The 15,313-nt window shown below is 71.6% G+C and carries 7 protein-coding genes; 6 read left to right on the forward strand and 1 reads right to left on the reverse strand.

Translation table 11 applies throughout. The features are described 5' to 3' along the window. Nucleotide 1: 1 nt before the first annotated feature. Nucleotides 2–4,147 (reverse strand): YhdP family protein, encoded by a 4,146-nt coding sequence (locus ACOYR3_RS00340; protein WP_422844551.1) that lies wholly within the window; start codon nucleotides 4,145–4,147, stop codon nucleotides 2–4. Nucleotides 4,148–4,260: 113 nt separating this feature from the next. Between ACOYR3_RS00340 and glnE the strand changes: the two genes are divergently transcribed. The 6 genes from glnE (at nucleotide 4,261) to ACOYR3_RS00370 (ending at nucleotide 15,099) form a co-directional block, all read left to right on the forward strand. Further along, on the forward strand, nucleotides 4,261–7,011 hold the full coding sequence (gene glnE / locus ACOYR3_RS00345) for a bifunctional [glutamate--ammonia ligase]-adenylyl-L-tyrosine phosphorylase/[glutamate--ammonia-ligase] adenylyltransferase (protein WP_422844552.1): 2,751 nt from the start codon (nucleotides 4,261–4,263) through the stop codon (nucleotides 7,009–7,011). A gap of 97 nt (nucleotides 7,012–7,108) precedes the next feature. Continuing rightward, a complete protein-coding gene (locus tag ACOYR3_RS00350) occupies nucleotides 7,109–7,852 on the forward strand; it encodes a TetR/AcrR family transcriptional regulator (RefSeq protein ID WP_422844553.1) in 744 nt (247 codons plus the stop codon). Next, on the forward strand, nucleotides 7,849–9,240 hold the full coding sequence (locus ACOYR3_RS00355; protein WP_422844554.1) for an efflux transporter outer membrane subunit: 1,392 nt from the start codon (nucleotides 7,849–7,851) through the stop codon (nucleotides 9,238–9,240). The genes ACOYR3_RS00350 and ACOYR3_RS00355 overlap by 4 nt, the downstream gene beginning before the upstream one ends. Before the next feature lie 257 nt (nucleotides 9,241–9,497). Next, nucleotides 9,498–10,679, forward strand: a complete 1,182-nt coding sequence (locus ACOYR3_RS00360) for an efflux RND transporter periplasmic adaptor subunit (protein ID WP_422844555.1) — start codon at nucleotides 9,498–9,500, stop codon at nucleotides 10,677–10,679. An 11-nt stretch (nucleotides 10,680–10,690) separates the two neighbouring features. After that, the gene (locus ACOYR3_RS00365; protein ID WP_422844556.1) at nucleotides 10,691–13,804 is read left to right on the forward strand and encodes an efflux RND transporter permease subunit; all 3,114 of its coding nucleotides are present in this window, start codon (nucleotides 10,691–10,693) and stop codon (nucleotides 13,802–13,804) included. An 86-nt stretch (nucleotides 13,805–13,890) separates the two neighbouring features. Further along, nucleotides 13,891–15,099, forward strand: coding sequence for an HD-GYP domain-containing protein (locus tag ACOYR3_RS00370; RefSeq protein ID WP_422844557.1), 1,209 nt, complete (start codon nucleotides 13,891–13,893; stop codon nucleotides 15,097–15,099). Nucleotides 15,100–15,313: the final 214 nt, after the last annotated feature.

The raw sequence follows: 15,313 nt of genomic DNA on the forward strand, positions 1-15,313 counted from the left end.
ATCATGGGGTGGCTCCGGAAGCAGGCGGGCTGACGGTGCCCGGGCGCGGCACGGGGGTCTCGGCCGCACGGTTGCGGCGCGGCACGCGCACCACGCGCGGATCGGCCCAGGTGCCGTCGATGCGGAACTCCTGGGTGGCCGCCTCGATGAGGGGGCCGCGCAGGAACACCTGGGCCAGGAAGCTGCCCAGGCCGATGACCGGGTTGATGGCGGTGGCCACCAGCGAGGCGGTCATGGCGTTGATCTCCGGCACCACGACCACGCGCAGGTCCTGCGTCTCGTGGTCGATGTCGGCGCTGCCCTCCATCAGCACGGCGGCATTGACGCCCTTCATCTGCAGGTTGTTGGTGGTGGCCACGCCCTGTTCGATGCGCACGTCGCCGCGCACGAAGTCGAACGCGAAGCCTTCGCTGAAGACATCGCGGAAATCCAGCGTGAGGCGGCGCGGCAGCGACTGCAGGCTGAGCACCCCCAGCAGCTTGGCCAGCCCCGGGTCGGCCTTGAGGAACTGGCCGGACTCCACGTTGAGGTTGACCTGGCCGGTCATCGTGCGGTAGTCGGGGCTGAACGGCGCGCCGATCCAGGCCACCTGCCCTTCCATGCGGCCCTTGCCGCGGCGCACCACGTTGGGCATGCCCAGGCGGCCCAGGAGTTCGCCCGAGTCGCGGATCTCCAGCTTGAAGCCCAGCACCGTGCGCCGCTGCGCGGGGCGCGCCGCCGCAGCGCTGGGCGCCTGCAGAACGGCCCAGTTGCCGCTGGCCGTGAAGCTGGCTTCGGGGACGAGGATGTTGAACTTGCTCAGGCGCCATTCGCGCTGGGCGCTGTCGCCCCCGCGGTTCTGCGCTTCGATCTCCACGCGCCCCAGGCGCTTGCCGCGCAACTCGAAGTCGTCCACCACGATGTCCAGCGCCGGCAGCGCGCCCGGCTGCTCGTCCAGCAGGGCCTCCACCTGGTTCACATCGCTTTGCGGCATGTTCACCCGCGACAGGCGCGCAAACAGGCGTCCGCTGGGGTTGTCGGCCCCGCCCGGCTGGCGGTATTCCACATAGCCGTTGAGCTCGGTGGCGTCCAGGTTGGCGCGCCAGGTCGTGCCCTCGCGCAGCGCGCCCGCCACGACGTTGTGCAGGGTGCGGCCCTGCAGGGTGAGCTCCCGCGCGCGCAAGGCCAGCGTGGTGGGCAGGTAGTCCAGCGCGGTACCGGCGGGGCCCTGCGCCGCAGGGCGTGCGGCCGCCGGGCTGCTGGTGGCCTGGGTGAGAACGTCTTCCCAGGCATCCACGTCCAGCCGGCCCTGCTGGATATTGGCTGCCACGCCCTGGGGCGGCATCGGGGCGGCTTCGCCGGGCGCCAGGCCGACGCCGATCGCCCCCCGGAGCACGCGGGCCTGGGTGGGTCCCACCTCGCGCACATACGTGGCCGACCCCAGCGCGCCCAGATCCAGCGTGATCTGGTCGCGCAGGGGCGGGGACTCGGCCGTGGCGGCCGTCTGCTGCGTCAGCCCCGCCAGCGACTCGCGTGCGACCTGGGTTTCAAACCGCAGCGGCAGGCTGGCCTCGGCCGCCTTGCCCAGCGGAGCGGGCAGAGCCAGGGCCAGCCCCTGCAGTTGCGTGGTGACCTGGATCTCGGGCTGGCCGCGGCGGAAGGTGAGCGCCATGGCGTACGGCGTGCTGCCGGTGGCGCGGCGCGCCAGCTGCGAGAGCACGCCCAGCTGCGGGGCCTGCTGCAACCCTTCGGCCGTGGCCGTGCCCTGCGCCCGCAGCTGCACGGCCGACTCGGTGGCGGGGGCGTTGGGCGGCAGCGCGCGCATGCCGCCTTCCAGCCGCACTGTGCCGCCCAGGGCCTGGGCCTGCACCGACTGCAGGGAAAAGCCGGCTTCGGTGAAGTTCACCGTTCCGCGCACGCGGCTGAGCACCGGGGCTTCCGGCGTGATGCGCAGCTCGTTCCCGGCCAGGGCCACGCTGCCCTGGACCTTGGACTTGTGGATCTCGCTGATGGGCAGGGTCAGCCGCAGCTGGAAGTCCGCGGGCCCCGCGCCGGTGGCCTGTTCCAGCGCGTTGCCGGTCATCCGCCCCAGGGGGGACGTGTTCATCAGGGCCAGCAGCTCGGGCAGCGGGCCGCGCGCGTCGGCGCTGACGCTGACCACCGTGTGGGCCAGATCGGGAATCTTGGCGTCCACCTTGGATAGCCGCAAGCCGGGGCGCCCCGCAAAGCCCCCGCTGGCGCCGCGCACCTGCATCGAGGACCGGTCAAAGATCAGCTCGCCCGACAGCCCCGTCAGCGCCGGCCAGGGCAGGGTGCCGGGCGGCTGCAGAGCCGTGGGCACGTAGGCGTAGGTCACGTCCTTGACCCGCGCGGCGATGCGGAATTCGCCCTGCTTGGGGTCGTCGAAGGGCAGGTGGTGCAGGTCGCCCTTGACCCGGAACTGCACGTTGCTGGCCGAGCCGGCCACCACCGCGTCGCGCACGTAGTGCCGCGACTCCGTGGGGATGGACAGCGGCAGGTAGCGGTGGACGCGGGTGCCGTCGGCGCGGTGCAGCGTGCCGCTCAGGTCCAGCACGCCCGGGAAGCGCGAACGGTGGGCCACCTTGGCGGCATCGCTGGTGTGCCAGGTGGCCCGCACCTCGCCCTGGGCGTCGGCGTTGGCGAACTGCACGTCGTTGGCCTGGACGGCAATGCGGTCGCCGTCGATCTGCCAGCGCACGTCGGCGCTGAGCTGGTCCAGGGACAGCACCGGTTCTTCGAATACGCCGGGCAGCACCAGGGCCCCGGAGGCCATCGACAGCGCCGCCTTGCCGCCCGCCTGCGTCATGTCCACATCCACCGTGGCGCCGCGCAGGCCCGGCTGCGTGAGCGTGCGGCCCGGGGCATCGCCCGCCAGCGCCAGGCCGCGGATGCGGCCGCGCAGCTGGTACTGCTGCAGCGCGTCAAGCGGGCCTTTCCAGGTGGCCTGGATCTCGTCGACCAGGCCTTCGGGCGCATAGGTGCGCAGCGCGCCATGGGCGGTGGGGTCCAGCGGAAGGCGGCTGGCCACCTGGGCCAGCGCCGCCAGGTCCAGCCGGTCGGCCCGGAACTCTCCCTGGGCGGGCGTCTTGCCGGCGGCCGCGGTGTACACCAGCCGGACGTTGCCCCCCGGCCAGCGCAGGCCGTCGTCGGTCTGGAACTGCAGGGCCTGCGTCGAGAATTCAAAGCCGCCATTGAGCTTGCGCCCGCCCAGCCGGCCCTGGATGGTGGGCAGCACCAGGGCTTGCAGTTCCGGCCCCAGGGTGGCGTTGACGTCGGCCAGGGCCAGATCGGCCGTGCCGCCCACCACCTGGCCGCGCTGCACGTCGGCCCAGGCGCGCAGCGCGCCCCGCCCCTGGGCCACCTGCACCCCCAGGTCGGCGTGGTGGCGCAGCTGCGAGACGTCCACACGCTTGAAGTGGGCAAACACCTGCCCGCTCCAGTGCTTCCAGTTGCCATCGCGCGCGCGCAGCAGGGGCGCACGGAACAGGCCGACCACGGTGAACCGGTCGCCCCAGGCCGGGGGCGGCGTGGCATCCAGCCGCAGGTGGTGGTGCCAGTTGCCGTTGCGCAGCAGCAGGTCCACCTTCTGCAGGGCCAGCTCGGGCGCGCCCCGCTGCTCGTCGGTCCAGCGCACCGTGCCGCCCCGGATGAAGACCTCGCCTTGCGAGAACAGCCAGTCGGCGGCGGCACTGTCCTCGCCCGGCTGCGCGGACAGCGCAATGCCCGCCATCTCGATGCGGCCATCGGGGGTGCGGCGCACGTCCAGCTCCGGCTCCTCGATATAGAGCTGCTCGAAACCGCCCTTGAGCAGCGAGCGCGGCGACAGCGCCACCACCACGCGCGGCAGGTGCAGCGCCGCCCGGCCGGCGGCGTCCAGCAGCGCCACGTCGGAGAGCTCGATGGACGGGATCAGCCCCTCGGTGTGGGCGGCAATGGCGCCAATGCGCACGGGAATCCCCAGGGCCCGTGCGGCCTGGGCCTCCAGCTGCGGGCGGAAGTCACCGATTCGCGGCACAATCCAGCCGTGCAAGACCCCCCAGGCGATGGTCAGCAGCAGCCAGAAGGCCAGCAGCAAGCCCAGTGACCACCGCGCAAGACCTGCCACGAATTTCAGCAGGCGAGTGGGGTGCGTGGTGGGAACGATCATGGTGGGATTGAATGTGGCAGGAATTATGACCCGCGGCCCCGGCGCGGGTTCACACCCAAGCGGGGTTCTCGGACCCTGTCCAATGTCTTTTGCGGCACCGAGATTCGAGAGCCATGTCCTCCTCACGCCCTGACTCTCCCTGCAACCCTTCCGTGCCGTTTGTCGCGGGCGCCGCGCATTCGCGCTTTTACCAACGCCTGCACCGGCGCTACGCGGACGACCTGCCGCTGCTGCCCGCGGGCGCGCCGGTCTGGGCCACGATGGACACCGCGTACGAGGCCCTGCGCGCCCGCGGGTGCGACACGGGCACGGCGCTGCGCATCCTGCGGCAGCTGGTCATGGAGCGCCTCATCCAGCTCGACTGCGAGGCCCGGGCCCCGCTGGCCGACATCACGCGCGCGGTGACCGAGCTGGCGGAACTGGCGCTGGACAAGGCCTGCCAGCAGGCCCGCCAGGAACTCGACGAGCGCCACGGTGCGCCGCGCGGGCCCGAGGGCCAGCCAGTGCAGCTGTGGATCATCGGCATGGGCAAGCTGGGCGCGCGCGAGCTCAACGTCTCCAGCGACATCGACCTCATCTACGTGTACGAGCACGACGGCGAGACCGCCGGCACCCCCGAGGGGCGCGGGCGCATCTCCAACCACGAGTACTTTGCCCGCGCGGTCAAGGCCATCTACAGCCTGGTGGGGGACACCACCGAGCACGGGTTCGTGTTCCGCGTGGACCTGGCGCTGCGCCCCAACGGCAACTCCGGCCCGTCCGCGGTCTCGCTGTCGGCGCTGGAGGAGTACCTGCAGCTGCACGGCCGTGAGTGGGAACGCTTTGCCTGGCTCAAGAGCCGCGTGGTGGCGCCGCGCGACTGCGTGGGCCGCCCCGAGGTGCAGGCGCTGCGCGGCGTGGTGCTGCCGTTCGTGTTCCGCCGCTACCTGGACTACAGTGTGTTCGAGGCCTTGCGCTCCCTGCACCGGCAGATCCGCGACCACGCGGCCCGGCGCAGCGCCGGCCACCCCGAGCGCGCCAACGACGTGAAGCTCTCGCGCGGCGGGATCCGCGAGATCGAGTTCACCGTGCAGCTGCTGCAGGTGGTGCGCGGCGGCCAGTTCCCCGAGCTGCGCCGCCGGCCCACGCTGGACGCGCTGCCCCGCCTGGCCCAGGCCGGCCTGATGCCGCAGGAAACCGCCGAAGCCCTGGCCCGCGCCTATGTGTTCCTGCGGCAGGTGGAGCACCGCATCCAGTACCTGGACGACCAGCAGACCCATGTGCTGCCCACGCGGGACGACGACCTGGCGTGGATCGCCCACACCCTGGGCCACGCCAATTGCTGCACCTTCCTGCACGAACTGGACGCGCACCGCGAACTCGTGGCCCAGGAGTTCGACAAGCTGCTGGGCGGCGCCGGCAAGAAGCAATGCAATGGCAACGGCTGCGGCGGTCCGCGCGCCGCCGCGCCCCCGCCGCCGCCCGAGCTGGATGCGCTGCTGGAACAGCTGCCACCGGGGTTCCGCGAGCGCGTGGCCGAGTGGCGCGAACACCCCCGCGTGGCCGGGCTGCGCGACGAGGCGCGGGCGCGCCTGTTCCGGCTGGTGCTGCGCACCGCCCAGTGGCTCAAGGAGGGCCGCGTCACCCCGGAGGCCGCGCTGCGCCTGGCCAACTGGCTGGAGCCGCTGCTGCGCCGCGAGAGCTACCTGGCCCTGCTGCTGGAGCGCCCCTCCGTGCATGAACAGCTGCTGCACCTGCTGGGCGCCGCCAAATGGCCGGCCCGCTACCTGTTGCAGCACCCGGGCGTGATCGACGAGCTGGTGGGCGATTCGCTGCTGGCAGAGCGCTTTGTGGTGGCCGACTTCGAGCGCGAGCTGGCCGTGCGCCTGGCCTCGCTCCAGTCCACGGGCGAAGACGACGACGAAACCCTGCTCAACCTGCTGCGCCGCGCCCAGCATGCGGAGACCTTCCGCACGCTGGCCCGCGACGTGGAACGGCGCATCACCGTCGAGCAGGTGGCCGACGACCTCTCGGCCCTGGCCGACAGCGTGCTGCGCGTGACCGCGCAGTGGTGCTGGAACCGCCTGCGCAACCGCCACCGGGAGAGCCCCCAGTTCGCCATCATTGGCTATGGCAAGCTGGGCGGCAAGGAGCTGGGCTACGGCAGCGACCTGGACATCGTGTTCGTGTTCGACGACGACGACGAACGCGCCCCCGAGGTCTATGCCGCCTTTGTGCGCAAGCTCATCAACTGGCTCACGGTGAAGACGGGCGAGGGCGACCTGTACGAGATCGACACGGCGCTGCGGCCCAACGGCAGCTCGGGCCTCCTGGTCACCAGCTTTGAAGCCTATGCCAACTACCAGCAGCGCCGGGGCAGCAACACCGCCTGGACCTGGGAGCACCAGGCCATGACGCGCGCGCGCTTCGTGATGGGCAGCGAGGCATTGCAGGCGCGGTTCGACGCCGTGCGCGAGGCGGTCATCACCTCCGAGCGCGACCCGGCCGCACTGCGCGAGGAAATCGTGGCCATGCGCGAGCGCGTGCGCTCGGCCCATCCCACGCGGGACGGGCAGTTCGACGTGAAGCACAGCCCCGGCGGCATGGTGGATGCCGAGTTCGCCGTGCAGTACCTGGTGCTCTCGCAGTCTGCGGCCCACCCCGAACTGCGGGGCAACGTGGGCAACATAGCGCTGCTGCAGCGGGCCGAGCAGGTCGGGCTGCTGCCGCCGGGCGTGGGCATGGCGGCCGCGGATGCCTACCGCGAACTGCGGCGGGTGCAGCACGTGGCCCGGCTGGACGAGGCGCCCACGCAGGTCACGCCGCCGGCCCTGCAAGCCGAGCGGGACGCGGTGCTGGCCCTGTGGAACGCCGTTTTTTCGTGAAACAGTTCACGTTTGGTTGCACTTTTCCACCCGTTTCCCTGGCGCCTGCCAGGCTAATTCAAACAGCTGTTTGAATTCTGGTGTGTAATGCGGGGCCATGAGTTTTGGCGCCCATTTCATTCCCGCAGCCCAGCGCACCGCCCGCAGCGACGGCGAGGACACGCGGCTGCGCCTGCTGCGCGCGGCCCTGCAGCTGTTTTCCGAGCGCGGCTTTGCGCAGACCTCGGTGCGCGCCATTGCCGAGGCGGCCGGCACCAACGTGGCGGCCATCGCCTACCACTTTGGCGACAAGGCCCGGCTGTACACCGCCACGTTCTACGAGCCCTTCGGCAGCGGCAGCGACCTCATTCCCGTGTTTGCCGACCCGGTGCTCTCGCTCCCCGAAGCACTGCACCGCTATTTCACCGGCTTTCTGGAGCCCCTCAAGCACGACGACCTGGTGACCCAGTCGCTGCGCCTGCACGTGCGCGAGCTGTTGGACCCCACCCATGTCTGGCCCGAACTGATCGAGCGCGAGTGCCGGGCACCGCACCTGGCGCTGGTCCAGGTGCTGTGCCGCCACATGGGCGTGGCCGAGGCCGATGACGACATCCACCGGCTCGCCTTCTCGCTGGCGGGCCTGGTCATGCAGTTGTGGACGCAGCGCGACCCGCTGCAGGCCATCACGCCGCAACTGGCCGGCTCGGACGCGGTGGACGCCTGGGTGGAGCGCCTCACGGGCTACGCGCTCAGCATGGTGCAGGGCGAGATGGCCCGGCGCCAGGCCGCAGCACCCCAGCAGCCGCCTGCCCGCCCCGCGCGCGGCAGCGCCAAGCCTTCCCACAAGGAATCCAACGCATGAATTTCTGGTTCAAGAGCCCGCGACTTCTCTGGGCTGCCGGCCTGCCCCTGGCGCTCGGCGCCTGCGCCGTCACCGCGCCCCCCGCCCAGGTGGAGGCGCCAGCGCCCGCGGCATGGCAGGCGCCCTTCCCCCACCAGGGCTCGCTCGGCGAGCTGGCGCGCTGGTGGACGCAGCTGGACGACCCGCTGCTGGTGGACCTGATCGACGCCGCGCAGGCCGTCAGCCCCAGCGTGGCGCAGGCGCAGTCGCGCCTCGCGCAGGCCCGAGCCACGCAGGTGGCCAGCCGCGCCGCCCTGCTGCCGTCGCTGGACGGGCAGGCCAGCGCGAGCCGGGGCTTCAACGAACAGCTGGCGCGCATTGCCACCACCGGCCAGGTGGGGCTGCAGGCCAGCTGGGAAATCGACCTGTTCGGCGCCAACCGCGCCGCCAAGGCCGCCGCCGACGAGCGCCTGGCCGGCGCCCAGGCGCTGTGGCACGAGGCCCGCGTGAGCGTGGCGGCAGAGGTGGCGCAGCAGCTCAGCAGCCTGCGCACCTGCCTGGCGCAGCTGGGCGTGGCCGAGCGGGATGCGCAGTCGCGCAGCGAGACCTTTCGCCTGACCGGCCTGAGCGAACGCGCCGGCTTCACCGCGCCCGCCACCGCGGCGCTGGCCCGGGCCAGTGCGGCGGAGGCAGACAACCGCGTGGCCCAGCAGCGCATGCAGTGCGATGTGGACACCAAGACCCTGGTGGCGCTCACGGCCTGGGACGAGGCCGCGCTGCGCGCCCGCCTGGCCGCGCCCGTGCCGGCGGCGCCGGACACCCTTTTTGCCATCGAGACGCTGCCGGCGCAGGTGCTGGCGCAGCGCCCCGACGTGTACAACGCAGAGCGCGAAGTGGCCGCCGCCAGCGCCGATGTGGGCAGCGCGCAGGCCCAGCGCTACCCGCGGCTTTCGCTCAGCGGCTCCGTGGGCGCGGGCTGGGTGCGCACCGGCGGAACCACCACCGACCTGACCACCTGGAGCATCGGCCCGCTGGCGCTGAGCGTGCCGCTGTTCGACGCAGGCCGGCGCGGCGCGCAGGTGGATGCGGCGCAGGCCCGCTACGACGAGGCCGTGGCGCTGTACCGCGCCAAGGTGCGCCAGGCCGTGAGCGAGGTGGAGCAGGCCCTGGTGCGGCTGCAGAGCACGGCCGAGCGCAGCACCAGCGCGCGCACGGCCGCCGAGGGCTACCGCGCATCCTTCGCCGCCACCGAGGCGCGCTGGCGCGGCGGCCTGGCCAGCCTGGTGGAGCTGGAAGACGCGCGCCGCGCCGCGCTGGCGGCCGAGAACACCCTGGTCGCGCTGCAGCACGAGCGCCAGCTGGCCTGGGTCGCGCTGTACCGGGCAGCGGGCGGGGGATGGAAAGGATGAGGCACCACCCGAAGTCGCCGTGGGGCGCCCCTCGCTGGACCGCCCTCGATCTCGTCAAGGCCTGTCTTTTTGGCGCGCCGACATCCTCCAACCTGAACCAGCCGTTCGGGCTGAGCCTGTCGAAGCCTTGCGCGGCGCTTCGACAAGCTCAGCGTGAACGGCTCCGGAGGGTTGATGCCACATCCACCCAGGCACACCAACAGCGCGCGTTCCACAACACAGCAGTCAGCTGATACGAAATCAAAGGACGGATGCCCATGCAACACTCCTCTTTCTCCTTCAAGTTCTCTCCCGCCGCCTTCGCCGTGATCGCGGTCTGCGTGCTGGCCACGGGCGGTGCGCTGCTGTACGCCGGCGCATCGCGTGCGGCCGATGAGCCCAAGGCGGCGGCCCAGCCCCGGCCGGCGCTCGCGGTGACGACCACCGTGCCGCAGGCCAGCCAGGTGCCCGTGCGCCTGGCCGCCAACGGCAGCATCGCGGCCTGGCAGGAGGCCATCATCGGCTCCGAGAGCAACGGCCTGCGCCTCGCGGAGGTGCGGGTGAACGTGGGCGACGTGGTCAAGGCCGGCCAGGTGCTGGCCACTTTTGCCGCCGACACCGTGCAGGCCGAGGTGGCCCAGGGGCGGGCGAGCCTGCTGGAGGCCCAGGCCAGCGCGGCCGAGGCGGCGGCCAACGCCGAGCGGGCCCGGTCGCTGCAGGCCACGGGCGCATTGAGCCAGCAGCAGATCCAGCAATACACCACGGCGGAGAAGACCGCCCAGGCCCGCGTGGAGGCCGCCCAGGCCAGCCTGCGCGCGCAGCAGCTGCGGCTGAAACACACCCAGGTGGTCGCGCCCGACAGCGGCGTGATCTCGGCTCGCAGCGCCACCGTGGGCGGCGTGGTGGGTGCGGGCACCGAGCTGTTCCGCATGGTGCGCAAGGGCCGGCTGGAGTGGCGGGCCGAGGTCACGTCCAACGACCTGGCGCGCATCCGCCCCGGCACCACGGCGCAGATCACGGCCGCCAGCGGCGCCGCCGTGGAGGGCAAAGTGCGCATGCTGGCTCCTACGGTGGACCCGCAGACGCGCAACGGCATCGTCTATGTGGACCTGCCGTCCCACCCGGATTTGCGAGCAGGGATGTTTGCGCGTGGAGACTTTGTGCTGGGCACGCACGACGCGCTCACCGTGCCGCAGTCCGCCATCGTGGTGCGGGACGGTTTCAGCTACGTCTTCGAACTGGGCGATGGCGGCCGCGTGGCCATGCGCCGCGTGCAGACCGGCCAGCGCCTGAAGGACCGCGTGGAGGTGCTGGAGGGCCTGCGCGCCGCCGCCACCATCGTCGAGCGCGGCGGTGCCTTCCTCAACGATGGCGACCTGGTGCGCGTGTCCGCGCCATCGGGCAATGGGTCAAAACAGCCTCCAGCGCCCGTCCCACCTGCGCAAGCAGCTAGCAAATAAGGAGCGCAGCGATGAATCTTTCCGCCTGGTCGATCCGGAACCCGATTCCGGCGGCGATGCTCTTTGTGCTGCTCACGCTCGCGGGGCTGATGTCCTTCCGAGCGATGAAGGTGCAGAACTTCCCGGACATGGACCTGCCCGTGGTGGTGGTCACCGCCGCGCTGCCAGGGGCCGCGCCGGGGCAGCTGGAAAGCGATGTGGCCCGCAAGATCGAGAACGCCATCGCCACCATTCAGGGGGTCAAGCACATCACCAGCACGCTGGTGGATGGCTCGGCCACCATTGCCACCGAGTTCCGGCTGGAAAAGCCCGTGCAGGAGGCCGTGGACGACGTGCGCTCGGCCGTCTCGCGCGTGCGCGCCGACCTGCCGGCCGATGTGCGCGACCCCATCGTGGCCAAGCTGGAGCTGTCGGCCCAGCCCATCCAGGCCTACGCCGTGGGCTCGGCGCAGTGGGACGACGAGGCGCTGTCCTGGTTCATTGACGACACGCTCACCCGCCGCCTGCTGGCCGTGCCGGGCGTGGGCGGCGTCACCCGCGTGGGCGGCGTCACCCGCGAGGTGCGGGTGGCGCTGGACGCGGGGCGCATGCAGGCCCTGCAGGTGACGGCGGCCGACGTGTCGCGCCGCCTGCGGCTGGTGCAGATGGAAAGCGCGGGCGGCCGCGTGGACCTGGGCGGCGCCGAGCAGCCGGTGCGCACCATCGCCACCGTGCAGACGGCGGACGAGATCGGCGCGCTGCAGGTGCCGCTGCCCAACGGGCAGTCGGTGCGCCTGGACCAGATCGCCACCGTGACCGACACCGTGGCCGAGCCGCGCGCGGCCGCGCTGCTGGACGGCAAGCCGGTGATCGGCTTCGAGGTCTCGCGCAGCCGGGGCGCCAGCGAGGTGGAGGTGGGCGCGGGCGTGCAGAGCGCGCTCGATCAGCTCAAGGCCGACTTCCCGCACCTCACGCTCAAGCGCACAGTGGACTTCGTGGACATCGCGCAGGACGAGTACGACAGCTCCATGCACCTGCTGTACGAGGGCGCCATCCTCGCGGTGGTGGTGGTGTGGCTGTTCCTGCGCGACTGGCGCGCCACCATCGTGTCGGCGGTGGCGCTGCCGCTGTCGGTGATTCCGGCCTTCATCGGCATGCACTACCTGGGCTTTTCCATCAACATCATCACGCTGCTGGCGCTGTCGCTGGTGGTGGGGATCCTGGTGGACGACGCCATCGTGGAGGTGGAGAACATCGTGCGCCACCTGCGCATGGGCAAGAGCCCGTACCAGGCGGCCATGGAGGCGGCCGACGAGATCGGCCTCGCGGTGATCGCCACCACGTTCACGCTGATCGCGGTGTTCCTGCCCACGGCCTTCATGGCCGGCATTCCGGGGCGGTTCTTCAAGCAGTTTGGCTGGACGGCGGCGCTGGCGGTGTTCGCCTCGCTGGTGGTGGCGCGGCTGCTCACGCCCATGATGGCGGCCTACATCCTCAAGCCCATGGTGGCGCAGGAGAAGGAGCCGCGCTGGCTGGCGCTGTACATGCGCGCCGCCGGCTGGTGCCTGCGCCACCGCGCGATGACGCTGCTGGGCGCGCTGGTGTTCTTCATCGGCTCGCTGGCGCTGATTCCGCTGCTGCCCTCGGGCTTCATCCCGCCGGACGACAACGCGCAGACGCAGGTCACGCTGGAGCTGCCGCCGGGCAGCGTGCTGGCCGACACCCGCATGGCCGTGGCGCAGGCCAGCGAGCGCATCCTGACGGTGGGCCACATCGACAGCATCTACACCGCCATTGGCGGCGGCGCGGCGGGGGCCGACCCGTTTGCCGGCGGCTCCGCGGCCGACCCGCGGCGCGCCACGCTCACGCTGCGCATGGCGCCGCGCGGCACGCGGCCGCTCAAGCAGCAGATCGAGACCCGCCTTCGCGCGGCGCTGGCCGACCTGCCGGGCGTGCGCGTGAAGGTGGGCCTGGGCGGCTCCAACGACAAGTACGTGCTGGCCCTGGCCAGCGAAGACCCGCAGGCGCTGTCCGCCGCCGCCCGGGCGGTGGAGCGCGACTTGCGCACCATCCCCGGCATCGGCAACGTGGGCTCCAACGCCAGCCTGGTGCGGCCCGAGATCGCGGTGCGCCCCGACTTCGCGCGCGCCGCCGATCTGGGGGTGACCAGCAACGACATCGCCGAGACCCTGCGCGTGGCCACGCTGGGCGACTACGAGCAGAACCTGCCCAAGCTCAACTTGGCGCAGCGGCAGGTGCCCATCGTCGTGCGCCTGGGCGACGGGGACCGCACGGACCTGTCGGTGCTGGAGCGCCTCACCGTGCCCGGCGCCCGCGGCCCGGTGCGCCTGGGCGAGGTCGCCACGCTGGAGCTGGCGGGCGGCCCGGCCGTCATCAGCCGCTACGACCGCGCGCGCAACGTGCAGTTCGAGATCGAGCTGGGCGAGCGCGGCCTGGGCGAGGTGGCCGAGGCCATCAACGCGCTGCCGGCCATCCAGTCGCTGCCGCCCAGCGTGCGCAAGATCGACGTGGGCGATGCCGAGATGATGGGCGAGCTGTTCGCCAGCTTCGGCCTGGCCATGCTCACGGGCGTGCTGTGCATCTACATCGTGCTGGTGCTGCTGTTCAAGGACTTCCTGCAGCCGGTCACCATCCTGGTCGCGCTGCCGCTGTCGCTGGGCGGGGCCTTCGTGGGGCTCTTGATCGCGGGCAAGAGCTTTTCGATGCCGTCGCTCATCGGGCTCATCATGCTCATGGGCATCGCCACCAAGAACTCCATCCTGCTGGTGGAATACGCCATCGTGGCGCGGCGCGACCACGGCATGACGCGCATGCAAGCGCTGCTGGACGCGTGCCACAAGCGGGCCCGGCCGATCATCATGACCACGCTGGCCATGGGCGCCGGCATGCTGCCCATCGCCCTGGCCTGGGGCGGCGCGGACATGAGCTTCCGCTCGCCCATGGCGGTGGCCGTGATCGGCGGGCTCATCACCTCCACGGTGCTCAGCCTGCTGGTGATTCCGGCGGTGTTCACGTGGGTGGACGACTTCGAGCACCGCGTGCGGCGCTTGCAGCGCCGCCTGCGCGGCCTGCCGGCCGAGGCACCTGCCGCCGTCCCAGCGGCGCCGGTACCGCCCACGCCCTGAACGGCGAAGCGGGCGAAAAGGCGGGCAAACCCCCGGTTCGACCGGGGTTTGCCGGCGGCAGGGGCGTTAGATAATGTAACGGCGCCATGAATCTCGTCAGCCTCAACATCGAAACCATTCCGCTCGGCCAGCCGCTGCCCTTTGTGCTGCGCGGCGGCGATGGGGTGTTGCTGGCGCAAAAGGGCTACGTCATCCGCAACCGCGCGGAACTGAGCAGCATGGTGGCGCGCGGGCGGCAGCTGTGCGTGGACACCGACGAGTCGGGCGACAGCCACCGCGCCTACCTCGCCCAGCTGCAGCGCCTGCTGATTGCCGACACCAACCTGGGCGAGATTGCCGCGATGAAGATGACGGCGGCCGAGGAATCGGCGCGCCGCGCGCGAGAGACCCGCGCCGCCTTGCCCGACTGGCCCGAGCTGCAGCTGCGCACCACGCAGCTGCTGCGCACGCCCTCGCCCGCCGACTTCGGGGCGCGCTTCCAGGCGCTGCACGAGGAGCTGGCGCGCCACTGCGAGCAGACGCCGGACGCCACGCTGCTGGCGCTGATCTACCTGTCCACCCAGGAAACGCGCATGTACAGCGCCACCCACGCCCTGCTGGTGAGCTGCGTGTGCATGGTGGTGGCCCGCGAGATGCTGCGCTGGCCCGAGGCGGGCGTGCACCAGCTGGGCCGCGCAGCGCTCAGCATGAACATCGCCATGACCGAGCTGCAGGACCAGCTGACCCAGCAGACCCACCCGCTGACGGCCCAGCAGATCGCGGCGGTCGAAAGCCACGCGGAACGCGCCGAAGCGCTGCTGCGCAGCCTGGGCGTGGCCGACCCGGTGTGGCTGGAAGCCGTGCGCTGCCACCACCAGCGCAAGCCCGGCCCGCTGGCCAAGAAGACCCCGGCGCAGCAGATGGCACGGCTGATCCAGCGCGCCGACATCTTCGGCGCCCGCATGGCGCCGCGGGCCACGCGCTCGCCCATGCCGGTCACGGCGGCCATGCAGGCAAGCTACTACGACGAGGATCACCAGGTGGACGAGGCGGGCGCAGCCCTGGTCAAGACCCTGGGCGTGTACCCGCCCGGCGCGTTCGTGCGCCTGGCCAGCCAGGAAGTGGGCGTGGTGGTGCGCCGCGGCGCAACCGCCACCACGCCGCGCGTGGCCGTGGTGACCAACCGCGAGGGCATGCCCACCGGCGAGCCCATTCCCCGCGACACCGGCATGCCGCCCTGGAAGATCACCGGCGTGGTGGCCCTGAAGGATGTGCGCGTCAAGCTGCCGCTGGAGCGCATGCTCAGCCTGGCCTGAGAACCTGCTCGCTGCGGCGCGCCGCTTGCCCGGCGCGCCTTCTTCCCGTTTTCCGTTTCTGTTCTCCCTTCCCACGGCCCGTGGGCACCTGCGGCCGTGCGCGAGCGGGCGCGCGCCGCCCGCCCCGGGGCTGCACTTGACCCATTGGCCGAAAATATGACCACTTAGTACAAATAAAAACTAATGTGGACAAAAAATAATGATTCGGTTAAAT

Source organism: Acidovorax sp. M2(2025) (genome assembly GCF_049330835.1).
Taxonomy (GTDB): domain Bacteria; phylum Pseudomonadota; class Gammaproteobacteria; order Burkholderiales; family Burkholderiaceae_C; genus Acidovorax.

Coding starts and splice junctions, on each gene's coding strand:
- ACOYR3_RS00340 (WP_422844551.1), bottom strand. CDS start 4,147: ATGATCGTTCCCACCACGCACCCCACTCGCCTGCTGAAATTCGTGGCA.
- glnE (WP_422844552.1), top strand. CDS start 4,261: ATGTCCTCCTCACGCCCTGACTCTCCCTGCAACCCTTCCGTGCCGTTT.
- ACOYR3_RS00350 (WP_422844553.1), top strand. CDS start 7,109: ATGAGTTTTGGCGCCCATTTCATTCCCGCAGCCCAGCGCACCGCCCGC.
- ACOYR3_RS00355 (WP_422844554.1), top strand. CDS start 7,849: ATGAATTTCTGGTTCAAGAGCCCGCGACTTCTCTGGGCTGCCGGCCTG.
- ACOYR3_RS00360 (WP_422844555.1), top strand. CDS start 9,498: ATGCAACACTCCTCTTTCTCCTTCAAGTTCTCTCCCGCCGCCTTCGCC.
- ACOYR3_RS00365 (WP_422844556.1), top strand. CDS start 10,691: ATGAATCTTTCCGCCTGGTCGATCCGGAACCCGATTCCGGCGGCGATG.
- ACOYR3_RS00370 (WP_422844557.1), top strand. CDS start 13,891: ATGAATCTCGTCAGCCTCAACATCGAAACCATTCCGCTCGGCCAGCCG.